The organism is Streptomyces sp. CBMA291 (assembly GCF_014596525.1).
Classification (GTDB): Bacteria; Actinomycetota; Actinomycetes; order Streptomycetales; family Streptomycetaceae; genus Streptomyces.
Genome location: NZ_MSJP01000106.1, coordinates 42,434 through 65,916 on the forward strand (window position 1 = coordinate 42,434; position 23,483 = coordinate 65,916).

The window sequence follows — 23,483 nt, forward strand, 5'->3', positions numbered from 1 at the left end:
GATGTCGAAGCTCGGAGATCTCGGCGCCCGGCTCCACCGCGGTGAGGTCGGCTACGACTTCATCGGCAACCGCAAGATCTGGTATGGCCTGTCCATCCTGATCACCATCACCGCCATCGTCGCCCTGGCCGTCCGCGGCATCAACATGGGCATCGAGTTCCAGGGCGGCGCCGTCTTCACCACCCCGAAGTCGGAAGTCTCCGTCAGCCAGGCCCAGGAGTTCGCGGAAGAGGCCTCCGGCCACGACGCGATCGTCCAGAAGCTCGGCAACGGCTCCCTGCGCATCCAGGTCGGCGGCCTCGACACCGAGCAGTCCGACAAGGTCCGCGCCGATCTGGCCAAGGAACTCGGCGTCGCCGAGGACAAGATCGCGGCCGAGCTGGTCGGCCCCAGCTGGGGCGAGCAGATCGCCAACAAGGCCTGGACCGGCCTGGGGGTCTTCATGATCCTCGTGGTGATCTACCTGGCCATCGCCTTCGAGTGGCGGATGGCGATCGCGGCCCTCGTCGCCCTCATCCACGACCTCACGATCACCGTCGGCGTCTACTCGCTGGTCGGCTTCGAGGTCACCGTGGGTACGGTCATCGGTCTGCTGACGATCCTCGGCTACTCGCTCTACGACACCGTCGTGGTCTTCGACTCCCTCAAGGAGTCGACGAAGGACATCACCAAGCAGACCCGCTTCACCTACAGCGAGCTGGCCAACCGTTCGATCAACGGCACCCTGGTCCGTTCGATCAACACCACCGTCGTCGCGCTGCTCCCGGTCGCGGGACTGCTCTTCATCGGCGGCGGCGTCCTCGGCGCGGGCATGCTCAACGACATCTCGCTCTCGCTGTTCGTCGGCCTCGCCGCCGGTGCGTACTCCTCGATCTTCATCGCCACCCCGCTGGTCGCCGACCTCAAGGAGCGCGAACCGTCGATCAAGGCCCTGCGCAAGCGCATCCTCGCCAAGCGGGCGAGCGCCGCGGCCAAGGGCGAGTCCTTCGACGCCGCGGACGGCCCGCTCGACGAAGGGGCCGAAGCCGCCGTGGTCGGCCCCCAGCAGGGCCGCCGCAGCACCCAGGAGCGCCGAGGATGACCGCCGGGGCCCAGGACGTCACCCGGCTCCTGCTCAGCCGTATCCGTGACGTCCCCGACTATCCGAAGCCGGGCGTGCTGTTCAAGGACATCACGCCGCTGCTCGCGGACCCGGAGGCCTTCACGGCCCTCACCGACGTCCTCGCCGAGCTGTGCTCCGCGCACGGCGCCACGAAGATCGTCGGCCTGGAGGCCCGCGGCTTCATCCTGGCCGCCCCGGTGGCCGTCCGCGCGGGCCTGGGCTTCATCCCGGTCCGCAAGGCCGGCAAGCTCCCCGGGGCCACGCTCCGCCAGGCGTACGAGCTGGAGTACGGCACCGCCGAGATCGAGGTGCACGCCGAGGACCTGGACGCGGGCGACCGCGTGATGGTCATCGACGACGTCCTCGCCACCGGCGGGACGGCCGAGGCCTCGATCGAGCTGATCCGGCGCGCGGGCGCCGAGGTCGCGGGCGTCGCGGTCCTCATGGAGCTGGGCTTCCTGCCGGGCCGCGCCCGGCTCGAACCCGCCCTCAAGGGGGCTCCGCTCACCTCGCTGATCACCGTCTGACGGACGGACCGACACCCGTCGGTCACCGTCCGGCACACGGACCGAGGCCCGTACGAAGGGGCGCTCCGGGGAATCCCCAGAGCGCCCCCGTCGTTTTCCGGAATGCCCCGGTCCGGTACCCCGGAGCGGGCGCCCCCGGCCGCACCGGCCCGCTCACGCCCAGGCGCGTGAGCGGCGCACCCGGGGGCTCGATACGATGGGCTCTCCGGGCCTGACCGGGGGCCCCGGAACCGCACGAGGAGCGCTCTTGCCAGACGAGGCCCAGTCACTCTCCGCCGCGCAGCCCGACCCGAAGGCCGATCAGGCCGCGCAGGGGACGGGCACGCCCCAGAACAAGCCCGCGGAGACCGGGCCCCCGCCTGCCGCCCCCGCCCCCGAGGCCCCGGCGCCCCCGCCCGTACGGCACGCGCACACCCCCGCCCGCTCGGGCGGCTCCTCCAACCGCGTCCGGGCCCGCCTCGCCCGGCTCGGCGTCCAGCGCTCCTCCCCGTACAACCCGGTCCTCGAACCGCTGCTCCGGATCGTCCGCTCCAACGACCCCAAGATCGAGACGGCCACGCTCCGCCAGGTCGAACGGGCCTACCAGGTCGCCGAGCGCTGGCACCGCGGCCAGAAGCGCAAGAGCGGCGACCCCTACATCACCCACCCGCTCGCCGTCACCACGATCCTCGCCGAACTCGGCATGGACCCGGCGACCCTCATGGCGGGGCTGCTGCACGACACCGTCGAGGACACCGAGTACGGCCTCGACACCCTCCGCCGCGACTTCGGCGACCAGGTCGCCCTGCTCGTCGACGGCGTCACCAAGCTCGACAAGGTCAAGTTCGGCGAAGCCGCCCAGGCCGAGACCGTCCGCAAGATGGTCGTCGCCATGGCCAAGGACCCCCGTGTCCTGGTCATCAAGCTCGCCGACCGCCTGCACAACATGCGCACCATGCGCTACCTCAAGCGGGAGAAGCAGGAGAAGAAGGCCCGCGAGACCCTGGAGATCTACGCCCCGCTGGCCCACCGGCTGGGCATGAACACCATCAAGTGGGAGCTGGAGGACCTCGCCTTCGCGATCCTCTACCCCAAGATGTACGACGAGATCGTCCGGCTCGTCGCCGAGCGCGCCCCCAAGCGGGACGAGTACCTCGCGATAGTGACCGACGAGGTCCAGGCGGACCTGCGCGCCGCCCGGATCAAGGCCACCGTCACCGGCCGCCCCAAGCACTACTACAGCGTCTACCAGAAGATGATCGTCCGCGGCCGGGACTTCGCGGAGATCTACGACCTGGTCGGCATCCGCGTCCTCGTGGACACCGTCCGCGACTGCTACGCGGCGCTCGGCACCGTCCACGCGCGATGGAACCCGGTCCCCGGCCGGTTCAAGGACTACATCGCGATGCCGAAGTTCAACATGTACCAGTCGCTGCACACGACGGTCATCGGACCCAACGGCAAGCCCGTCGAACTCCAGATCCGCACCTTCGACATGCACCGGCGCGCCGAGTACGGCATCGCCGCGCACTGGAAGTACAAGCAGGAGGCCGTCGCCGGTGCCTCCAAGGTCCGCGCCGACGTGCCCAGGAGCGGCAAGGACGACCACCTCAACGACATGGCGTGGTTGCGCCAGCTCCTCGACTGGCAGAAGGAGACCGAGGACCCCGGCGAGTTCCTTGAGTCGCTCCGCTTCGACCTCTCCCGCAACGAGGTCTTCGTCTTCACCCCCAAGGGCGACGTCATAGCGCTGCCCGCCGGCGCCACCCCCGTCGACTTCTCGTACGCCGTCCACACCGAGGTCGGCCACCGCACGATAGGGGCACGGGTCAACGGACGGCTCGTGCCGCTCGAATCGACCCTCGACAACGGCGATCTGGTCGAGGTCTTCACCTCCAAGGCGGCCGGAGCCGGTCCCTCGCGCGACTGGCTGGGCTTCGTCAAGTCCCCCCGCGCCCGCAACAAGATCCGCGCCTGGTTCTCCAAGGAGCGCCGCGAGGAGGCCATCGAACAGGGCAAGGACGCCATCGCGCGGGCCATGCGCAAGCAGAACCTGCCGATCCAGCGCATCCTCACCGGCGACTCCCTCGTCACCCTCGCGCACGAGCTGCGCTACAGCGACATCTCCTCGCTCTACGCGGCGATCGGCGAGGGCCATGTCACCGCGCAGTCCATCGTGCAGAAGCTCGTCCAGGCACTCGGCGGCGAGGAGGCGGCCACCGAGGAGATCGACGAGGCCACCCCGCCCGCCCGGGGCCGCTCCAAGCGCCGCGCCAACTCCGACCCCGGAGTCGTCGTCAAGGGCGTCGACGACGTCTGGGTGAAGCTGGCCCGCTGCTGCACCCCCGTACCCGGCGATCCGATCATCGGCTTCGTCACCCGGGGCAGCGGCGTCTCGGTCCACCGCAGCGACTGCGTCAACGTGGACTCCCTCTCGCGGGAGCCCGAGCGCATCCTGGACGTCGAGTGGGCCCCCACCCAGTCCTCCGTCTTCCTGGTCGCCATCCAGGTCGAGGCCCTGGACCGGTCCCGGCTCCTCTCGGACGTCACCCGGGTCCTCTCGGACCAGCACGTCAACATCCTCTCGGCGGCCGTCCAGACCTCCCGCGACCGGGTGGCCACCTCCCGCTTCACCTTCGAGATGGGCGACCCGAAGCACCTGGGCCACGTCCTCAAGGCCGTACGGGGCGTCGAGGGCGTCTACGACGTGTACCGCGTCACCTCGGCCCGCAGACCGTAGAGCCGGTCACGGCGGTACGAGGAAGGCCCCCCGGCGCGAGCACCGGGGGGCCTTCCTCGTACGGTCACGGCCTCAGCCGCTCGCGCGCACGGTCGTCACGGCCTCAGCCGCCGAACTCCTCCAGGCCCTTCAGCGCCTGGTCGAGCAGGGCCTGACGGCCCTCCAGCTCACGGCCGAGCTTGTCGGCCTTGGAGTCGTTGCCCGCCGCACGGGCCGCGTCGATCTGCTTGCGCAGCTTCTCGACGGCGTCCTGGAGCTGACCGGTCAGACCCGCGGCACGCGCGCGCGCCTCCGGGTTCGTCCGGCGCCACTCGGCCTCCTCGGCCTCCTGGATCGCCCGCTCCACGGCGTGCATCCGGCCCTCGACCTTGGGACGCGCGTCGCGCGGCACGTGCCCGATGGCCTCCCAGCGCTCGTTGAGGGAACGGAAGGCCGCACGGGCCGCCTTCAGCTCCGTCACCGGCACCAGCTTCTCGGCCTCGGTGGCGAGGTCCTCCTTCAGCTTGAGGTTCTCCGTCTGCTCCGCGTCCCGCTCGGCGAAGACCTCGCCGCGCGCCGCGAAGAAGACGTCCTGGGCGCCGCGGAAACGGTTCCACAGGTCGTCCTCGTGCTCGCGCTGAGCCCGGCCCGCCGCCTTCCAGTCCGCCATCAGCTCGCGGTAGCGGGCCGCCGTGTTGCCCCAGTCGGCGGAGTTCGACAGCGACTCCGCCTCGGCGACCAGACGCTCCTTGACCTTGCGGGCGTCCTCGCGCTGCGCGTCCAGCGAGGCGAAGTGCGCCTTGCGCCGCTTCGAGAACGCCGAGCGGGCGTGCGAGAAGCGGTGCCACAGCTCGTCGTCGGACTTGCGGTCGAGCCGGGGCAGCCCCTTCCAGGTGTCCACCAGGGCCCGCAGCCGCTCGCCCGCCGAGCGCCACTGCTCGCTCTGGGCCAGCTCCTCGGCCTCCGTGACGAGCCGCTCCTTGGCGACACGCGCCTCGTCGGTCTGCTTGGCCTTCTGGGCCTTGCGCTCCTCGCGGCGCGAGTCGACCGTCCCGACCAGCTTGTCCAGCCGGGCGCCGAGCGCGGCCAGGTCGCCGACGGCGTGGTGCTCGTCGATCTGCTGCCGGATGTGCTCGATCGCCGTCGTGGCGTCCTTCGCCGAGAGGTCGGTGGTCCTCACCCGCTTCTCGAGGAGGCCGATCTCGACAACCAAGCCCTCGTACTTGCGCTCGAAGTAGGCCAGGGCCTCCTCAGGGGTGCCGGCCTGCCACGATCCGACGACCTTCTCACCCTCGGCCGTCCGCACGTACACGGTGCCCGTCTCGTCGACGCGGCCCCACGGGTCGCTGCTCACAGCGCCTCCTCACCATGATGCCGTCGTGGGGTGGTCCCCCCCGGGCATCGTCCACAGTTTCCCGGCGGGCCTCGCCCGCCTTCCGCAGCGCGGCCCGAGGGCGCGACGCTGCACAACGCCAATCTAGGCGAACCGCGCCCCGGCTGTCCGCTCCCAGCGCGACCGAGATTCGGCCGTGACGCGCGGCCGAGGACCCCCGGCCTACTTCTTCGTCACGGTCGCCTTCTCGATGGTGACCGGCGTCTTCGGGGCGCCGTCCGACGCACCGCCCTCGACGCCTGCCTTGGCCACGTCCTGCACGACCTTCAGGCTCTTCGCGTCGAACGTGCCGAAACGGGTGTACGTGGGGGGCAGCCTGGTGTCCTTGTAGACCAGGAAGAACTGCGAGCCGCCACTGCCCGGCTGCCCGGTGTTGGCCATGGCCACCGTGCCGGGCCGGTAGGTGACCGTGCCGTCCTTGCCCGGTGCGCCGAGGGCGGCGAGGTCCTCGTCCGGGATGTTGTAGCCGGGGCCGCCGGTGCCGTCGCCCTTGGGGTCGCCGCACTGGAGCACGTAGATGCCCTCGGTGGTGAGCCGGTGGCACTTGGTCCCGTCGAAGTACTTCTTGTCGGCGAGGTGCTTGAAGGAGTTCACCGTGTGCGGGGTCTTCGCCGCGTCCATGGTGATCGCGACGGTGCCCTGGTCCGTGGCGAGTTCCATGGTGTAGGCCGCCTTGGCGTCGATCGCCATCTTCGGCTCCGGGCTCGCCGACTCGCTCTGCGAGGGAGCCGCCGAGGTCGGCGTGTCGCCCACCGTGTCCGCCGCGGTGACGTCCTTGTTCCTGTCCTTGGCGTCGTCGCCCGTCAGCGCCACGGACGCGTACACCGCGCCGCCCGCCGCGACGACCACCGCGAGGACGGCCGCGACGACGGTGGTGCGCCGCTTCGCCTTGCGCTGGTCCTCCTCCCGTCGCTGCTGCTGCCGTGCGTACTTCTCCCTGGCGAGCTGCCGCCGACGCTGATCGCTGCTGACCACCGGATCCGCTCCTGTTCGTTCGTGTGTTCCTGGCCTGGCCGGATGTGCCCGTACCGTATACGGGTTGGCTGTGGAAGCGGCACCGCCGGTAGGCTCTGATCTGCTGGATCCCGTGATTTCCGGGGCCCGCTCACCCACCGCCGGACGACACTTAAGGACGAACGTGCTGATTGCCGGGTTCCCCGCCGGGGCCTGGGGGACCAACTGCTACGTGGTCGCCCCCGCCGCAGGCGAGGAGTGCGTGATCGTCGACCCGGGCCACCAGGCCGCCAGGGGAGTCGAGGAGACGCTGAAGAAGCATCGGCTCAAGCCCGTCGCCGTCGTCCTCACCCATGGACACATCGACCACGTCGCCTCCGTCGTCCCCGTGTGCGGCGCCCATGACGTCCCCGCGTGGATCCACCCCGCCGACCGCTACATGATGAGCGACCCGGAGAAGGGCATCGGCCGCTCCATCGGCATGCCCCTCATGGGCGAGCTGACCGTGGGGGAGCCCGACGACGTACGGGAACTCGCCGACGGCACCGCGCTGAACCTCGCGGGTCTGGAGTTCTCCGTCGCCCACGCGCCCGGCCATACCAAGGGGTCGGTGGCCTTCAGGATGCCGGAGACAGCGGAGATCCCCTCCGTGTTCTTCTCCGGGGACCTGCTGTTCGCCGGCTCCATCGGACGCACCGACCTGCCCGGCGGTGACATGGACGAGATGCTCGCTTCGCTGGCCCGTGTGTGCCTGCCGCTCGACGACTCGACCGTGGTGCTGTCGGGACACGGTCCCCAGACGACCATCGGCCAGGAGCGCGCCACCAACCCCTATCTGCGGGACGTGGCCTCCGGCCTCGGGAGCGCGAAGGCTCCCCGACGAGGAATGTGACGACCTACGTGAGCACCTTCAAGGCCCCCAAGGGCACGTACGACCTGATCCCGCCGAACTCGGCGAAGTACCTCGCGGTCCGCGAGGCCATCTCGGCGCCGCTGCGCCGCTCCGGCTACGGCTACGTCGAGACCCCCGGCTTCGAGGACGTGAACCTCTTCGCCCGCGGCGTCGGCGAGTCCACGGACATCGTGACCAAGGAGATGTACGCCTTCGAGACCAAGGGCGGCGACCGCCTCGCCCTGCGCCCCGAGGGCACCGCCTCCGTGCTCCGCGCCGCCCTGGAGGCCAACCTCCACAAGGCGGGCAACCTCCCGGTCAAGCTCTGGTACTCCGGTTCGTACTACCGCTACGAGCGCCCGCAGAAGGGCCGCTACCGCCACTTCTCGCAGGTCGGCGCCGAGGCGATCGGCGCGGAGGACCCGGCGCTCGACGCCGAGCTGATCATCCTGGCCGACGAGGCCTACCGCTCGCTCGGCCTGCGGAACTTCCGCATCCTGCTGAACTCCCTCGGCGACAAGGAGTGCCGCCCCGTCTACCGGGAGGCCCTCCAGACCTTCCTGCGCGGCCTCGACCTCGACGAGGACACCCTGCGCCGCGCCGACATCAACCCGCTGCGCGTCCTCGACGACAAGCGCGAGGCCGTCCAGAAGCAGCTGGCCGACGCCCCGCTCCTGCGCGACTACCTGTGCGACGCCTGCAAGGCGTACCACGAGGAGGTCCGCGCCCTGATCACCGCGGCGGGCGTGACCTTCGAGGACGACGCCAAGCTGGTGCGCGGCCTCGACTACTACACCCGGACCACCTTCGAGTTCGTCCACGACGGCCTCGGCTCGCAGTCCGCCGTCGGCGGCGGCGGCCGCTACGACGGCCTCTCCGAGATGATCGGCGGCCCCGCGCTGCCCTCGGTGGGCTGGGCGCTCGGCGTCGACCGCACGGTCCTCGCCCTGGAGGCCGAGGGCGTCACGCTCGACCTGCCCTCCGCCACCAGCGTCTTCGCCGTGGCCATCGGCGAGGAGGCGCGCCGGATCCTCTTCGGCAAGATCACCGAGCTGCGCCGGGCGGGCGTCGCCGCCGACTTCTCCTTCGGCGGCAAGGGCCTCAAGGGCGCCATGAAGGACGCCAACCGCTCGGGCGCCCGCCTCGCCCTCGTCGCCGGGGAACGCGACCTCGCCGAGGGCCTCGTCCAGCTCAAGGACATGGAGTCCGGCGAGCAGCAGGCGGTCCCGCTGGACGGCCTGCTCGACGCGGTCAAGGCCAAGCTGGCCTGACGGAGCCACCACCGTCGGAGAGGGCCGGTCCACGCGCGCGCGTGGACCGGCCCTCTCCACGTCTCCCTTACGCCGCCCACACTTATCCTCCGCGAACGGTGCCCGCTCGGCCCCGTACGGCACAATGACCCTGCCCCACAGGCCCGCGAGCGAGGGAAATGGCGACATGACGAAGGCAGCGGTGGATCCGGCCGCGACCGGCCGGAACGGCGAGGACGGCATCGGCGCGGGCAAGGGCCTCGCCTGGCTCCTCGTGATCACCGGAGCGGCCGGGGTGCTCGCCGCCTGGGTCATCACCATCGACAAGTTCAAGCTTCTCGAAGACCCGAACTTCACCCCCGGGTGCAGCCTCAACCCGATCGTCTCCTGCGGCAACATCATGAAGAGCGAGCAGGCCTCGGTCTTCGGCTTCCCCAACCCGATGCTCGGCCTCGTCACCTACGCCGCGGTCGTCGCGATCGGGGCGGGCCTGCTCGCCGGAGCCCGCTACCGCCGCTGGTACTGGCTCGGCCTCAACGCGGGCATGCTCTTCGGCGTCGGCTTCTGCACCTGGCTGATGTACCAGTCGCTGTACGAGATCAACTCGCTCTGCCTCTGGTGCTGCCTGGCCTGGGTCGCCACCATCGTCATGTTCTGGTTCGTGACCTCGCACAACGTGCGCCGGGGCGCGATCCCCGCCCCCTCGGGCCTGCGGACCTTCTTCGACGAGTTCACCTGGATCCTCCCCGTCCTGCACATCGGGATCATCGGCATGCTGATCCTGACCCGCTGGTGGGACTTCTGGACGAGCTGACGGACGCCCGCGTTGTCGGTGCCGTGACCTAGGCTTCATGAACGTGGAGCCCGACCTCTTTACCGCAGCAGCAGAAGAACGCCAGGAGAAGGATCCGGCCGGCAGCCCGCTGGCCGTCCGGATGCGCCCGCGCACCCTCGACGAGGTGGTGGGCCAGCAGCACCTGCTCAAGCCAGGCTCACCGCTGCGCCGACTCGTGGGAGACGGCGCCGGAGGCCCCGCAGGAGCCTCCTCCGTGATCCTCTGGGGCCCGCCCGGCATCGGCAAGACCACCCTCGCGTACGTGGTCTCCAAGGCCACCAACAAGCGCTTCGTCGAACTCTCCGCGATCACCGCGGGCGTCAAGGAGGTCCGCGCCGTCATCGACGGGGCCCGCCGCGCCGTCGGCGGCTACGGCAAGGAGACCGTCCTCTTCCTCGACGAGATCCACCGCTTCTCCAAGGCCCAGCAGGACTCGCTGCTGCCCGCCGTCGAGAACCGCTGGGTGACGCTGATCGCCGCCACCACGGAGAACCCGTACTTCTCGGTGATCTCCCCGCTCCTCTCCCGCTCCCTGCTCCTCACCCTGGAGCCGCTCACCGACGACGACCTGCGCGGTCTGCTCGGCCGCGCGCTCACCGACGAGCGGGGACTCGGCGGCGCCGTGACCCTCGCGGAGGACGCCGAGACCCACCTCCTGCGGGTCGCGGGCGGCGACGCCCGGCGCGCCCTGACCGCCCTGGAGGCGACGGCGGGCGCCGCCCTCGCCAAGGGTGAGCCGGAGATCACCCTCCAGACGGTCGAGGAGACCGTCGACCGGGCTGCCGTGAAGTACGACCGGGACGGCGACCAGCACTACGACGTGACCAGCGCCCTCATCAAGTCGATCCGGGGCTCCGACGTGGACGCGGCCCTGCACTATCTGGCGCGGATGATCGAGGCGGGGGAGGACCCCCGGTTCATCGCCCGGCGCCTGATGATCTCCGCGAGCGAGGACATCGGACTGGCCGATCCGCACGCCCTGCCGATCGCCGTCGCCGCCGCCCAGGCGGTCGCCCTGATCGGGTTCCCCGAGGCGGCGCTCACCCTGAGCCACGCGACCATCGCCCTGGCCCTGGCCCCGAAGTCGAACGCGGCGACGACCGCGATCGGCGCCGCCCTCGCGGACGTACGGGGTGGCCTCGCGGGCTCGGTGCCGCCGCATCTGCGCGACGGCCACTACAAGGGCGCGGCCAAGCTGGGCCACGCGCAGGGGTATGTGTTCCCGCACGACGTGCCGGGCGCCATCGCGGCCCAGCAGTACGCGCCGGACACCGTCCACGGCAAGCGGTACTACGAGCCCACCCGGTACGGGGCGGAGGCGCGGTACGCGGACGTGGTGGAGCGGGTCCGCGAGCGGCTGCGGGGCGAGGGCGGCTGACACCCGCCGCGCGAGAAGGGGGCCGACCCTCCGCGCGGGGAGAGGGGCCGACCCTCCGTGCGGAAGCCCCGGCCCGGCTCTCCGCGCGGGAGTGGGGCCGCCCCCGTGCGGGAGGGCGGTCGGCCCTCCGTGCGAGAGTGCCGACCGGACCCGGTACACTGGTCCGGATTGCTGCGTCCCGTGTCCGGCCCCGGTCGGCACACCAGAACGGGACAGTCAGCGGGAGACCCGGCCCTCGGGCGGGGTTTCCAGGAGCGTCGCGCACCTTCGAAGGTGTCGCGGGCCACCCATCATCCCCCGGATTCCCGGGAGCGACGGTGGGTCGTTCGCGTGCTGCACGTATGTGCCCAGACCTGGGAGCGGCTGCCCGACAGGTCCGTCCCGTACGGACCAGGCGGGTTTCCCGGCTGCGGATGCGACCTCCCCTAACCCTGGTGAAGCCGTTTTCGTATCAATGAGAGAGGTTGGTTCATGCCGAACCAGTCCCGTCCCAAGGTCAAGAAGTCGCGTGCCCTCGGCATCGCGCTGACCCCGAAGGCCGTCAAGTACTTCGAGGCCCGCCCCTACCCGCCGGGCGAGCACGGCCGTGGCCGCAAGCAGAACTCGGACTACAAGGTCCGTCTGCTGGAGAAGCAGCGTCTGCGCGCCCAGTACGACATCAGCGAGCGCCAGATGGCCCGCGCCTACGACCGCGCCAAGAAGGCCGAGGGCAAGACGGGCGAGGCGCTGGTCGTCGAGCTTGAGCGTCGCCTCGACGCCCTGGTCCTGCGTTCGGGCATCGCCCGCACCATCTACCAGGCCCGCCAGATGGTCGTCCACGGCCACATCCAGGTCAACGGTGGCAAGGTCGACAAGCCGTCGTTCCGCGTCCGTCCCGACGACGTCGTGATGGTCCGCGAGCGCAGCCGCACCAAGCCGCTGTTCGAGATGGCCCGCGAGGGTGGCTTCGCCGCCGACGGCGAGACCCCGCGCTACCTGCAGGTCAACCTGAAGGCCCTGGCCTTCCGCCTCGACCGCGACCCGAACCGCAAGGAAATCCCGGTCATCTGCGACGAGCAGCTGGTCGTCGAGTACTACGCCCGCTGATTCCAGCACGGCCGTAGTACCACCCTCGCGGTGTACGCCCGCCCCTTTCCCGCCCTCACCGGCGGGGGAGCGGCGGGCTTCCGCGTTCCCGGGGGCCCGGCGGGACACGCCGCGTGCCGGAACGATCGCGCTCCGTGGCGGCGGATTCCGTGACTCCCGCCGTACGCGCGGTAATGCGGTACGGCGGGACAGCGCGGGCGCGATAGGGTCGGAGGACGTATTTTCGCAAGGGCCCAACGACAGCAGAGAGCGGTGCAGAGTGACCGGTGGAGAGGTTGCCGGGATCCTGGTGGCCGTCTTCTGGGCGATCCTGGTCTCCTTCCTCGCCGTGGTGCTGGTGAGGCTGGCGCAGACGCTCAGGGCGACCACCCGACTCGTCGCGGACGTGACCGAACAGGCCGTCCCCCTGCTGGCGGACGCCTCCGCGACCGTGCGCTCGGCGCAGACCCAGCTCGACCGGGTCGACGCCATCGCCACGGACGTCCAGGAGGTCACCTCCAACGCCTCCGCGCTCTCCTCCACCGTCGCCTCCACCTTCGGCGGCCCGCTGGTCAAGGTCGCGGCCTTCGGCTACGGCGTCCGCAAGGCGCTGGGCCGGGACCGGGGCGAGGCCGCGCCGGCGCCGACCGGGCGCCGTCCTGTGATCGTCGGCCGTACCGTGCCGTCCTCGCGACGCCGGAAGCAGAGAGGCTGAGCCGCGATGTTCCGCCGCACGTTCTGGTTCACGGCCGGCGCAGCCGCCGGCGTGTGGGCCACCACCAAGGTCAACCGGAAGCTGAAGCAGCTGACCCCCGAGAGCCTCGCGTCCCAGGCGGCGAACAAGGCGCTCGAAACCGGCAACCGCCTCAAGGACTTCGCCCTCGACGTGAGGGCGGGCATGGTCCAGCGGGAGGCGGAGCTGGAGGAGGCGCTCGGTCTGGACGCACCCGCGGAGCCGGGCCCCGCCCGGGGCGGCGAGCTTCCGACGTCGCGTCGGCGGGCCGCCCTCGGCTCCACCACGCACCCCACCCCGCACGTAATTCCCACGATCCCGTACAACCGGAATGAGGACCACTGATGGAGTCGGCTGAAATCCGCCGCCGCTGGCTGAGCTTCTTCGAGGAGCGCGGTCACACCGTCGTCCCTTCGGCGTCGCTCATCGCGGACGACCCGACTCTGCTGCTCGTCCCCGCCGGCATGGTGCCGTTCAAGCCCTACTTCCTGGGTGAGGTCAAGCCGCCGTTCTCGCGCGCCTCCAGCGTGCAGAAGTGCGTGCGCACGCCGGACATCGAGGAGGTCGGCAAGACCACCCGGCACGGCACGTTCTTCCAGATGTGCGGCAACTTCTCCTTCGGCGACTACTTCAAGGAAGGCGCCATCAAGCTCGCCTGGGAGCTGCTGACCACCCCGGTGGAGCACGGCGGCTACGGGCTGGAGCCGGAGAAGCTCTGGATCACCGTCTACGAGGAGGACGACGAGGCCGAGCAGATCTGGCGTGACGTCGTCGGCGTCCCCGCCGAGCGCATCCAGCGCCTCGGCAAGAAGGACAACTACTGGTCGATGGGCGTCCCCGGCCCCTGCGGCCCGTGCTCCGAGATCAACTACGACCGCGGCCCGGAGTTCGGTGTCGAGGGCGGCCCGGCGGTCAACGACGAGCGGTACGTGGAGATCTGGAACCTGGTCTTCATGCAGTACGAGCGCGGCGAGGGCTCCGGCAAGGACGACTTCCCGATCCTCGGCGAGCTTCCCTCGAAGAACATCGACACGGGCCTCGGCCTCGAGCGTCTGGCGATGATCCTCCAGGGCGTCCAGAACATGTACGAGACGGACACCCTCAAGGTCGTCATCGACAAGGCCACCGAGCTGACCGGCGTCCGGTACGGCAAGGCGCATGAGAGCGACGTCTCGCTCCGTGTGGTCGCCGACCACATGCGTACGTCCGTCATGCTCATCGGCGACGGCGTCACCCCGGGCAACGAGGGGCGCGGCTATGTGCTGCGTCGCATCATGCGCCGCGCCGTCCGCAACATGCGTCTGCTCGGCGCCACCGGCCCGGTCGTCCAGGACCTCGTCGACACCGTCATCGAGACGATGGGCGAGCAGTACCCGGAGCTGGTCACCGACCGCAAGCGCATCGAGACCGTGGCGCTCGCCGAGGAGGCCGCGTTCCTCAAGGCCCTCAAGGGCGGCACCAACATCCTCGACACCGCCGTGACCGAGACCAAGGCCGCCGGCGGCACGGTCCTCTCCGGCGACAAGGCGTTCCTGCTCCACGACACCTGGGGCTTCCCGATCGACCTCACCCTGGAGATGGCCTCCGAGCAGGGCCTCTCCGTGGACGAGGCGGGCTTCCGCCGCCTGATGAAGGAGCAGCGGGACCGGGCCAAGGCCGACGCCAAGGCCAAGAAGACCGGCCACGCCGACATGACCGCGTACCGGGAGATCGCCGACAACTCGGGCGCCACCCGGTTCACCGGCTACACCAACACCGAGGGCGAGACCACGGTCGTCGGCCTCCTGGTCAACGGCGTCTCCTCGCCCGCCGCCTCCGAGGGCGACGAGGTCGAGGTCGTCCTGGACCGCACCCCCTTCTACGCCGAGGGCGGCGGCCAGATCGCCGACCAGGGCCGTATCAAGCTGCACTCCGGCGCCGTCATCGAGATCCGCGACGTGCAGCAGCCGGTCCCGGGCGTCTCGGTGCACAAGGGTTCCGTGCAGGTCGGCGAGGTGACCGTGGGCGCCACCGCCTACGCGTCCATCGACGTGCGCCGCCGCCGGGCCATCGCCCGCGCCCACTCGGCCACCCACCTCACCCACCAGGCGCTGCGCGACGCGCTCGGCCCGACGGCCGCCCAGGCCGGTTCGGAGAACCAGCCCGGCCGCTTCCGCTTCGACTTCGGCTCGCCGAACGCGGTGCCGGGCACGGTCCTCCGGGATGTCGAGCAGAAGATCAACGAGGTCCTCTCGCGCGAGCTGGAGGTGCACGCCGAGGTCATGCCGATCGACGAGGCCAAGCGCCAGGGCGCCATCGCCGAGTTCGGCGAGAAGTACGGCGAGCAGGTCCGGGTCGTCACCATCGGCGACTTCTCCAAGGAGCTGTGCGGCGGCACGCACGTGCACAACACCGCCCAGCTGGGTCTGGTGAAGCTGCTGGGCGAGTCCTCCATCGGCTCCGGCGTGCGCCGGATCGAGGCCCTCGTCGGTGTGGACGCGTACAACTTCCTCGCCCGTGAGCACACGGTCGTGGCCCAGCTCCAGGAGCTGGTCAAGGGCCGCTCGGAGGAGCTGCCGGAGAAGATCTCCGCGATGCTCGGCAAGCTGAAGGACGCCGAGAAGGAGATCGAGAAGTTCCGCGCGGAGAAGGTCCTCCAGGCCGCCGCCGGTCTGGTCGACTCCGCCCGGGACGTCCGGGGCGTCGCCCTGGTCACCGGTCAGGTCCCCGACGGCACCGGCGCCGACGACCTGCGCAGGCTCGTCCTCGACGTGCGGGGCCGGATTCCCGGCGACCGTCCGGCCGTCGTGGCCCTGTTCACCACCGTGGGCGGCAAGCCGCTGACGGTCATCGCCACCAACGAGGCCGCCCGCGAGCGGGGTCTCAAGGCCGGTGAGCTGGTCCGCACCGCCGCCAAGACCCTCGGCGGCGGAGGCGGCGGCAAGCCGGACGTCGCCCAGGGCGGCGGTCAGAACCCGGAGGCGATCGGCGAGGCCATGACGGCCGTCGAGCGTCTCGTGGCGGAGACGGCGTGACGATGCGCCGTGGCCGCCGTCTCGCGGTGGACGTCGGGGACGCCCGGATCGGGGTCGCCTCGTGCGACCCCGACGGGGTCCTCGCCACGCCGGTGGAGACCGTGCCGGGGCGTGACGTCCCGGCCGCCCACCGGCGGCTCCGCGCGATCGTCGAGGAGTACGAGCCGATCGAGGTCGTCATGGGTCTGCCCCGCTCGCTCAGCGGGCGGGAGGGCCCGGCCGCGACCAAGGTCCGGGCCTTCGCACGGGAGATGGCCAAGGGCATCGCCCCGGTGCCCGTGCGGCTGGTCGACGAGCGGATGACCACGGTCACCGCGACCCAGGGGCTCCGGGCCTCCGGGGTGAAGGCGAAGAAGGGGCGGTCCGTCATCGACCAGGCCGCCGCTGTGATCATCCTTCAGAACGCTCTTGAGTCCGAACGGGTATCAGGTAATCCTCCCGGTGAGAGCGTCGAAGTGGTCATCTGATCGCGATACGGTAACGTTCCGCGCGATGCGGTGGGTGTTCGAACACCCGCCGCACCACGTAGAGGCGGATCGTCCGGAAGCCTCGCGGCTGTTTTGGGGATCGATGACTGAGTATGGCCGGAGCCCCGGCTCCGAACCGTGGCACCCAGGGGACCCGCTCTACGGGGACCAGGGGTGGGAAGGCCAGCGGCAGTACCCGCAACAGGCGAGCCAGTACGGGCAGGACGCGCAGGCCGGACACGGCTACGACCCCGCGTACGGCCAGGGCGCTCCCGAAGGACAGGCCCCGGCGGCCGACCCCTACGGGCAGCAGGCCCCGCAGTACCCGCACCCGCAGCAGCCGCAGGGCTACGCCGATCCGCAGTACCAGCAGCAGACGCAGCAGTACCAGCAGGCGTACGAGCAGCAGCAGGCGTACGAACAACAGCAGGCGCAGCAGTACGCGACGGAGTACCCGGGCGGTTACGACACGCCCGGGAACCCCGGACAGCAGTACGACGGCAACTGGGAGACCGGCCAGGCCGCGATGGCCTACGGGACACCCCCGGCCGACCCCTACGGGGGCCAGAACCCCGACCTCTACGGCACTCCCGAGGCCTATCCGCCGCCCCAGCCGCCCGGCCGCAGGCAACAGCCGCCCGAGCCGGTGATCGACTGGGCCCCGGAGGAAGAGCAGCGCCCGGAGCCCGAGGAGGAGCGGCACCCCTTCTTCACCGGCGAGGACGAGGAGCCGGAGGACGGCCCCGACGAGGAGCCCGGCCGCGGCCGGGGCTCCCGCGGCGGCGACCGCGAGCGCCGGAGCAAGGCCAAGAAACGCAAGGGCAAGAACGGCGCGGCCTGTCTGGTCGTCGCCCTCGTCCTCGTCGGCGGCACCGGAGGCGCCGCCTACTTCGGCTACCAGTTCTGGAAGGACAACTACGGCGCCGTCCCCGACTTCGTGGGCACCGGCAGCGGAGACGTCCAGGTCGAGATCCCGAAGGCCGCACTCGGCTCCGAGATCGGCAACATCCTCAAGAAGGCGGGCGTCGTCAAGAGCGTCGACGCCTTCACCTCCGCCCAGCGGCGGAACCCCAAGGGCCTCTCCATCCAGGACGGCGTCTACACCCTGCGCAAGGGCATGTCGGCGGACAGCGCGGTCGCGCTCATGCTCGACCCGGCGAGCCAGACCAACCTCGTCATCCCCGAGGGCCGGCGGAACGTCTGGGTGTACGAGCAGATCGACACCCGGCTCGAACTCGCCCCCGGGACGACCCAGGGCATCGCGAAGGCCAAGGCGGACACCCTCGGCCTCCCCGACTGGGCGAAGAACCACAAGAACGTGAAGGACCCCCTGGAAGGCTTCCTCTTCCCGGCGAGCTACCCGGTGGGCAAGGGCAACAAGCCCGAGGACGTCCTGCGCAAGATGGTCAGCCGCTCGAACCAGGAGTACGGAAAGTTCGACCTGGAGGCCAAGGCGAAGGCCCTCGGCGTCGACAGCCCCTGGCAGCTCGTCACGATCGCGAGCCTCGTCCAGGCGGAGGGAACCTCGCACGACGACTTCCGCAAGATGGCCGAGGTCGTCTACAACCGGCTCAAGCCCACGAACCCGCAGACCTACGGCGGGCTCGAATTCGACTCGACGTACAACTACATCAAGAACCAGAGCAAGCTCGACCTCACCCTCGAAGAGCTGCGCAAGTTCGACAACCCCTACAACACCTACTTCGTCAAGGGGCTGCCGCCCGGTCCCATCGGCAACCCCGGTGCCGAGGCCATGCAGGGCACCGTCGACCCGACCGCCGACGGCTGGTACTACTTCATCTCCATCGACGGCAAGACCTCCCAGTTCACCAAGACCAACGCCGAGCACCAGAAGCTGGTCGAGAAGTTCAACGAGTCGAGGAAGAACTGATGGCGGCAGCACGCCGGGCGGCGGTCCTGGGATCGCCGATCGCCCACTCGCTCTCCCCGGTCCTGCACCGGGCCGCCTACACCGCGCTCGGCCTCGGCCACTGGACGTACGACCGCTTCGAGGTCGACGAGCCCGGACTGCCCGGCTTCGTGAGGGAACTCGACGACAGCTGGGCCGGGCTCTCCCTGACCATGCCGCTCAAGCGGGCGATCATCCCGCTGCTCGACGGGATCAGCGAGACGGCCGCCTCCGTGGAAGCCGTCAACACCGTCGTCCTCGCCGAGGACGGGAGCCTGACCGGCGACAACACCGACATCCCCGGCATGATCGCCGCCCTGCGCGAGCGAGGCGTCGAGAAGGTGGACTCCGCCGCCGTCCTCGGCGCCGGGGCCACCGCCTCCTCCGCCCTCGCCGCCCTCGCCCGGATCTGCGCCGGACCCGTCACCGCCTACGTACGCAGCGAGGCACGCGCCGAGGAGATGCGCGGCTGGGGCGACCGGCTCGGCGTGGAGGTGCGGACCGCCGCCTGGGAGGACGCGGCCGAGGCCTTCACCGCCCCGCTGGTCGTCGCGACCACCCCCGCCGGGACCACCAACGCCCTCGCGACCGGCGTCCCCGACACCGTCGGCACCCTCTTCGACGTGCTCTACGACCCCTGGCCGACCCCCCTCGCGGCGGCCTGGTCCGACCGGGGCGGCAAGGTCGTCGGCGGCCTCGACCTCCTCGTCCACCAGGCGGTCCTCCAGGTCGAGCAGATGACCGGCGTCCCCCGGGCACCCCTCGCCGCGATGCGCGCCGCAGGGGAGGAAGCCCTCGCGGCCCGCTAGAAACAGGCCAGCCGCCCCCGCCCGCCCGCCAGAAGGAGCCGTTCGGCGTCCGACAACTGGACCGGAGGGCGGATGCGTACCCCGAACGTGGGAGGATCGGGGACGGCGGGCCAGGGCCGCGCACCCGGGCGCGCCGTCGAAGAGCCCAGGCGCGAGCAAGAGGAGCATCGTTGAGCAGGTTGCGTTGGCTGACCGCTGGGGAGTCCCACGGACCCGCGCTGGTCGCGACACTTGAGGGCCTTCCCGCCGGCGTCCCGGTCACCACCGAACTCGTGGCCGACCACCTCGCACGCCGCCGCCTCGGCTACGGGCGCGGCGCCCGGATGAAGTTCGAACAGGACGAAGTCACCTTCCTCGGCGGGGTCCGGCACGGACTCTCCCTCGGTTCCCCGATCGCCGTCATGGTCGGCAACACCGAGTGGCCCAAGTGGGAGAAGGTCATGTCGGCCGACCCGGTCGACCCCGCGGAACTCAAGGAGACGGGCCGCAACGCCCCCCTGACCCGCCCCCGCCCCGGCCACGCCGACCTCGCGGGCATGCAGAAGTACGGCTTCGACGAGGCCCGGCCGATCCTGGAGCGCGCCAGCGCCCGGGAGACCGCCGCCAGGGTCGCCCTCGGCGCCGTCGCCCGCTCCTTCCTCAAGGAGGCCGCGGGCATCGAGATCGTCTCGCACGTCGTCGAACTGGCCGCCGCCAAGGCGCCCTACGGCGTCTACCCGGTCCCCGGCGACGTCGAGAAGCTCGACGCCGACCCGGTCCGCTGCCTCGACGCCGACGCCTCCAAGGCGATGGTCGCCGAGATCGACCAGGCCCACAAGGACGGCGACACCCTCGGTGGAGTCGTCGAGGTCCTCGCCTACGGCGTCCCCGTCGGCCTCGGCTCGCACGTCCACTGGGACCGGCGCCTCGACGCCCGGCTCGCCGCCGCCCTCATGGGCATCCAGGCCATCAAGGGCGTCGAGGTCGGCGACGGCTTCGACCTCGCCCGCGTCCCCGGCTCCCAGGCCCACGACGAGATCGTCCGCACCGAGGACGGCATCAAGCGCGCCACCGGCCGCTCCGGCGGCACCGAGGGCGGCCTCACCACCGGCGAGCTGCTCCGTGTCCGCGCCGCGATGAAGCCCATCGCGACTGTGCCGCGCGCCCTCGCCACCATCGACGTCGCCACCGGCGAGACCGCCGCCGCCCACCACCAGCGCTCCGACGTCTGCGCCGTGCCCGCCGCGGGCATCGTCGCCGAGGCCATGGTCGCGCTCGTCCTCGCGGACGCCGTCGTCGAGAAGTTCGGCGGCGACAGCGTCCCCGAGACCCGCCGCAACGTCCAGTCCTACCTCGACAACCTGCGCATCCGGTGACCGCCGGACCGCTGGTCGTCCTCGTCGGCCCGATGGGCTCAGGCAAGTCCACGGTGGGCGCGCTCCTCGCCGAACGGCTCGGCGCGCCCTACCGGGACACCGACGCCGACATCGTCGCCGCCGAGGGACGCGAGATCTCCGACATCTTCGTCGAGGACGGCGAGGAGCACTTCCGCGCCCTCGAACGGGCCGCCGTGGCGGCTGCCGTCGCCGGACACGAGGGCGTCCTCGCCCTCGGCGGCGGCGCGGTCCTCGACGCCGGGACCCGCGCCCTGCTCGCCGGACGGCCCGTCGCGTACCTCTCGATGGACGTCGACGAGGCGGTCCGGCGGGTCGGCCTCAACACCGCGCGACCGCTGCTCGCCGTCAACCCGCGCCGCCAGTGGCGCGAGCTGATGGAGGCGCGCCGCCATCTGTACACCGAAGTCGCCCGAGCCGTCGTCGCCACCGACGACCGAACCCCCGAAGAGGTCGCGGACGCGGTCCTCGCGGCGCTGGACCTGAAGAAGGACGCATGACCACGGACCAGGGAACGACCCGTATCCAGGTAGCCGGCAGCGCGGGCACCGATCCGTACGAGGTACTGGTCGGCCGGCAGCTGCTCGGCGAACTGTCCGGGATGATCGGCACCAAGGCCAAGCGGGTCGCCGTCATCCACCCCGAGGCGCTCGCCGGCACCGGCGAGGCACTCCGCGCCGACCTCGCCGAGCAGGGCTACGAGGCGGTCGCCATCCAGGTGCCGAACGCCGAGGAGGCGAAGACCGCCGAGGTCGCCGCCTACTGCTGGAAGGCCCTGGGCCAGACCGGCTTCACCCGCACCGACGTCATCGTGGGCGTCGGCGGCGGCGCCACCACCGACCTGGCCGGTTTCGTCGCCGCGACCTGGCTGCGGGGCGTGCGCTGGATCGCCGTACCGACCACGGTCCTGGCCATGGTCGACGCGGCCGTCGGCGGCAAGACCGGCATCAACACCGCCGAGGGCAAGAACCTCGTGGGCGCCTTCCACCCGCCCGCCGGAGTCCTCTGCGACCTCGCCGCCCTCGACTCGCTGCCGGTGCACGACTACGTCAGCGGCCTCGCCGAGATCATCAAGGCCGGATTCATCGTCGACCCGGTGATCCTGGACCTCATCGAGGAGGACCCGCAGGCGGCCCGCACCCCGGCCGGTCCGCACACCGCCGAACTGCTCGTCCGCTCGATCAGGGTGAAGGCGGAGGTCGTCTCCGGCGACCTCAAGGAGTCCGGCCGCCGCGAGATCCTCAACTACGGCCACACCCTGGCCCACGCCATCGAGAAGAACGAGCGGTACAAGTGGCGCCACGGCGCCGCCGTCTCCGTCGGCATGGTCTTCGCCGCCGAACTCGGCCGGCTCGCCGGACGCCTCGACGACGCCACCGCCGACCGGCACCGCGCCATCCTGGAGTCCGTCGGGCTGCCGCTCACCTACCGCGGCGACCAGTGGCCCAAGCTCCTGGAGACCATGCGGGTGGACAAGAAGTCCCGCGGCGACCTGCTGCGCTTCATCGTGCTCGACGGCCTCGGCAAGCCCACCGTCCTGGAGGGCCCCGACCCGGCCGTCCTGATCGCCGCCTACGGCGAGGTGTCCGCGTGAGCGAGCCCCGTCCGGTCCTGGTGCTCAACGGCCCCAACCTGGGCCGGCTCGGCTCCCGCGAGCCCGACATCTACGGCGCCACCTCGTACAGGGGCCTCGTCGAGAGCTGCCGGACACTCGGCGCGGAGCTGGGCTTCGCCGTCGACGTACGGGAGACCAACGACGAGGGCGAGATGATCCGCTGGCTCCACGAGGCGGCGGACGGCTCGGTCCCGGTGGTCATCAACCCCGGCGCGTTCACGCACTACTCCTACGGGATGCGGGACGCGGCCGCGCAGCGCACCGCCCCGCTCATCGAGGTGCACATCTCGAACCCGTACGCCCGGGAGGAGTTCCGGCACACCTCCGTCATCGCGGCGGTGGCCTCCGGCACGGTCGCCGGTTTCGGCATCGGCTCCTACCGGCTGGCCCTGCGGGCCCTCGCCGAGGAACTGACCGGCTGACAGCGGTACGGGGTGCCCCGGCGCACGGGGCACCCGGGGGCGCTCCCGGTCGTTCTCCCCAGGGGGGCCGGGAGCGGGAACGTTCCGGCGCACCGGAAACATCAGGCGTACGAGACGGAGTGGGACCGGATGCAGCACGCAGTGGGGGGCCCGCTGCCACCGCCCGAGCGATCGCCCAGGGGCCCGGAGCCCACGACCGCGCCGGGGACACCCGGGACGGCCGAGGGCGTGCCGGGCGCGCTTGGCACGGGCGGCGAGCGTGGTGCCGGGGGCCTGCCCGGGACGGGCCCGGCACCCGGCTTGTCCGGGCCGGGGACCTCCGTACCGCACATGCCCACCGGGGCCCCGGGAGGATCCGGAGTGAACGGTTCCGCACCGGGTGACCCCGGCACGGGGGGATCCGGCACGAGCGCTCCCGGCGGCGCGGGGGGGCCCGGTGTGGGAAGTCACGCCCTGGGCGGTCCCGGTGCGGGAGTGCCGCGGGGCGGGCATCCACCCGTCCCTTCGGGCCCGCCCTCGCCCGTGACACGGCCCACCGCGCCTTCTGCCGGGCGGCCCGCCGGGCCGCCCCTCGCCGGGCTGCCCACCACGCCCCCTGCTGGTTCGCCCACCGCCGCCCGGCCCGGCGCGTATCCCGCCGTGGGCGACGGATCCACCCGGCCGCCGTATCCGGCGCCGCCGTCCACCGGGCCGACGGCCCCGTATCCGGCCTCGCGGTCCACCGGGCCTGGCCCGCATGTGAGTGGGCCTGCCGTCGGGCCGGGCCCGCATGTGAGTGGGCCTGCCGTCGGACCGGGCCCGCACGCGACTGCGCCTGCCGTCGGACCGGCTCCGCACGCGAGTGCGCCTGCTGCCGGGCCGACCCCGCATGCGACTATGTCCGCTGCCGGACCGGCTCCGCATGCGACCGCGCCCCCCGCTGGACCGGCCCCGCGCTCGACCGTGCCCCCCGCCGGGCCCGTACCCCCCGGCTGGGGTGCCCCCGGGGCCGTACCGCAGCAGCCGGTGGGCGGCGCTTCGCCGTACCCGGCCGGGCCTGGGCCGTAC

General features: G+C 71.5%; 20 protein-coding genes. 18 read left to right on the forward strand and 2 right to left on the reverse strand.

Going from position 1 to position 23,483, the window contains the following annotated elements:
• The first annotated feature begins 1 nt into the window (after position 1).
• From secF to BU197_RS26200, 3 genes are all read left to right on the forward strand, one after another.
• Positions 2–1,081: a protein translocase subunit SecF gene (gene secF / locus BU197_RS26190; protein WP_188270768.1), complete on the forward strand. Its 1,080-nt coding sequence runs from the start codon at positions 2–4 to the stop codon at positions 1,079–1,081.
• Positions 1,078–1,629 carry an adenine phosphoribosyltransferase gene (locus BU197_RS26195; RefSeq protein ID WP_188270769.1) on the forward strand — a complete coding sequence of 184 codons (552 nt, stop codon included), beginning with the start codon at positions 1,078–1,080 and terminating at the stop codon, positions 1,627–1,629. The genes secF and BU197_RS26195 overlap by 4 nt, the downstream gene beginning before the upstream one ends.
• 247 nt (positions 1,630–1,876) lie before the next feature.
• Positions 1,877–4,348 (forward strand): RelA/SpoT family protein, encoded by a 2,472-nt coding sequence (locus BU197_RS26200; RefSeq protein WP_188270770.1) that lies wholly within the window; start codon positions 1,877–1,879, stop codon positions 4,346–4,348.
• A 103-nt stretch (positions 4,349–4,451) separates the two neighbouring features.
• On the opposite strand, the gene BU197_RS26205 is transcribed toward BU197_RS26200, so the two are convergent.
• Complete coding sequence (locus BU197_RS26205) at positions 4,452–5,681, reverse strand: DUF349 domain-containing protein (RefSeq protein WP_188270771.1); 1,230 nt, start codon at positions 5,679–5,681, stop codon at positions 4,452–4,454.
• A gap of 201 nt (positions 5,682–5,882) precedes the next feature.
• Complete coding sequence (locus BU197_RS26210) at positions 5,883–6,695, reverse strand: peptidylprolyl isomerase (RefSeq protein WP_188270772.1); 813 nt, start codon at positions 6,693–6,695, stop codon at positions 5,883–5,885.
• Positions 6,696–6,858: 163 nt separating this feature from the next.
• On the opposite strand from BU197_RS26210, the gene BU197_RS26215 reads away from it, so the two are divergent.
• The 15 genes from BU197_RS26215 to aroQ all read left to right on the forward strand — a co-directional run bounded on the left by BU197_RS26215 (position 6,859) and on the right by aroQ (position 22,436).
• Entirely contained in the window at positions 6,859–7,566 is a 708-nt protein-coding gene (locus tag BU197_RS26215) for an MBL fold metallo-hydrolase (RefSeq protein WP_188270773.1), read from the forward strand.
• An 8-nt stretch (positions 7,567–7,574) separates the two neighbouring features.
• The gene (gene hisS / locus BU197_RS26220) at positions 7,575–8,837 is read left to right on the forward strand and encodes a histidine--tRNA ligase (protein WP_188270774.1); all 1,263 of its coding nucleotides are present in this window, start codon (positions 7,575–7,577) and stop codon (positions 8,835–8,837) included.
• Positions 8,838–9,003: 166 nt separating this feature from the next.
• Complete coding sequence (locus BU197_RS26225) at positions 9,004–9,630, forward strand: vitamin K epoxide reductase family protein (protein ID WP_188270775.1); 627 nt, start codon at positions 9,004–9,006, stop codon at positions 9,628–9,630.
• Between the two features lie 43 nt (positions 9,631–9,673).
• A complete protein-coding gene (locus BU197_RS26230; protein WP_188270786.1) occupies positions 9,674–11,029 on the forward strand; it encodes a replication-associated recombination protein A in 1,356 nt (451 codons plus the stop codon).
• A gap of 471 nt (positions 11,030–11,500) precedes the next feature.
• Complete coding sequence (gene rpsD, locus BU197_RS26235; protein ID WP_015032311.1) at positions 11,501–12,115, forward strand: 30S ribosomal protein S4; 615 nt, start codon at positions 11,501–11,503, stop codon at positions 12,113–12,115.
• A 259-nt stretch (positions 12,116–12,374) separates the two neighbouring features.
• Positions 12,375–12,809 (forward strand): DUF948 domain-containing protein, encoded by a 435-nt coding sequence (locus BU197_RS26240; RefSeq protein WP_188270776.1) that lies wholly within the window; start codon positions 12,375–12,377, stop codon positions 12,807–12,809.
• 6 nt (positions 12,810–12,815) lie between these two features.
• Entirely contained in the window at positions 12,816–13,172 is a 357-nt protein-coding gene (locus BU197_RS26245) for a DUF6167 family protein (RefSeq protein ID WP_188270777.1), read from the forward strand.
• On the forward strand, positions 13,172–15,841 hold the full coding sequence (gene alaS, locus BU197_RS26250; protein WP_188270778.1) for an alanine--tRNA ligase: 2,670 nt from the start codon (positions 13,172–13,174) through the stop codon (positions 15,839–15,841). Before BU197_RS26245 ends, alaS begins: the two co-directional genes overlap by 1 nt.
• Before the next feature lie 2 nt (positions 15,842–15,843).
• Positions 15,844–16,308 (forward strand): Holliday junction resolvase RuvX, encoded by a 465-nt coding sequence (gene ruvX, locus BU197_RS26255; RefSeq protein WP_188270787.1) that lies wholly within the window; start codon positions 15,844–15,846, stop codon positions 16,306–16,308.
• A gap of 103 nt (positions 16,309–16,411) precedes the next feature.
• The gene (gene mltG, locus BU197_RS26260; RefSeq protein ID WP_188270779.1) at positions 16,412–18,199 is read left to right on the forward strand and encodes an endolytic transglycosylase MltG; all 1,788 of its coding nucleotides are present in this window, start codon (positions 16,412–16,414) and stop codon (positions 18,197–18,199) included.
• Entirely contained in the window at positions 18,199–19,026 is an 828-nt protein-coding gene (locus tag BU197_RS26265; protein WP_188270780.1) for a shikimate dehydrogenase, read from the forward strand. The genes mltG and BU197_RS26265 overlap by 1 nt, the downstream gene beginning before the upstream one ends.
• A gap of 170 nt (positions 19,027–19,196) precedes the next feature.
• Positions 19,197–20,381 (forward strand): chorismate synthase, encoded by a 1,185-nt coding sequence (aroC, locus tag BU197_RS26270; protein WP_317452230.1) that lies wholly within the window; start codon positions 19,197–19,199, stop codon positions 20,379–20,381.
• Positions 20,378–20,899: a shikimate kinase gene (locus BU197_RS26275; protein ID WP_188270781.1), complete on the forward strand. Its 522-nt coding sequence runs from the start codon at positions 20,378–20,380 to the stop codon at positions 20,897–20,899. Before aroC ends, BU197_RS26275 begins: the two co-directional genes overlap by 4 nt.
• The gene (aroB, locus tag BU197_RS26280) at positions 20,896–21,993 is read left to right on the forward strand and encodes a 3-dehydroquinate synthase (RefSeq protein WP_188270782.1); all 1,098 of its coding nucleotides are present in this window, start codon (positions 20,896–20,898) and stop codon (positions 21,991–21,993) included. Before BU197_RS26275 ends, aroB begins: the two co-directional genes overlap by 4 nt.
• Positions 21,990–22,436 carry a type II 3-dehydroquinate dehydratase gene (gene aroQ, locus BU197_RS26285; protein WP_188270783.1) on the forward strand — a complete coding sequence of 149 codons (447 nt, stop codon included), beginning with the start codon at positions 21,990–21,992 and terminating at the stop codon, positions 22,434–22,436. The genes aroB and aroQ overlap by 4 nt, the downstream gene beginning before the upstream one ends.
• Positions 22,437–23,483: the final 1,047 nt, after the last annotated feature.

Excerpts from the sequence above, each read along its gene's own strand:
- secF (WP_188270768.1), top strand. The coding sequence starts at position 2 with ATGTCGAAGCTCGGAGATCTCGGCGCCCGGCTCCACCGCGGTGAGGTC.
- BU197_RS26195 (WP_188270769.1), top strand. The coding sequence starts at position 1,078 with ATGACCGCCGGGGCCCAGGACGTCACCCGGCTCCTGCTCAGCCGTATC.
- BU197_RS26225 (WP_188270775.1), top strand. The coding sequence starts at position 9,004 with ATGACGAAGGCAGCGGTGGATCCGGCCGCGACCGGCCGGAACGGCGAG.
- rpsD (WP_015032311.1), top strand. The coding sequence starts at position 11,501 with ATGCCGAACCAGTCCCGTCCCAAGGTCAAGAAGTCGCGTGCCCTCGGC.
- BU197_RS26245 (WP_188270777.1), top strand. The coding sequence starts at position 12,816 with ATGTTCCGCCGCACGTTCTGGTTCACGGCCGGCGCAGCCGCCGGCGTG.
- alaS (WP_188270778.1), top strand. The coding sequence starts at position 13,172 with ATGGAGTCGGCTGAAATCCGCCGCCGCTGGCTGAGCTTCTTCGAGGAG.
- ruvX (WP_188270787.1), top strand. The coding sequence starts at position 15,844 with ATGCGCCGTGGCCGCCGTCTCGCGGTGGACGTCGGGGACGCCCGGATC.
- mltG (WP_188270779.1), top strand. The coding sequence starts at position 16,412 with ATGACTGAGTATGGCCGGAGCCCCGGCTCCGAACCGTGGCACCCAGGG.
- BU197_RS26265 (WP_188270780.1), top strand. The coding sequence starts at position 18,199 with ATGGCGGCAGCACGCCGGGCGGCGGTCCTGGGATCGCCGATCGCCCAC.
- aroB (WP_188270782.1), top strand. The coding sequence starts at position 20,896 with ATGACCACGGACCAGGGAACGACCCGTATCCAGGTAGCCGGCAGCGCG.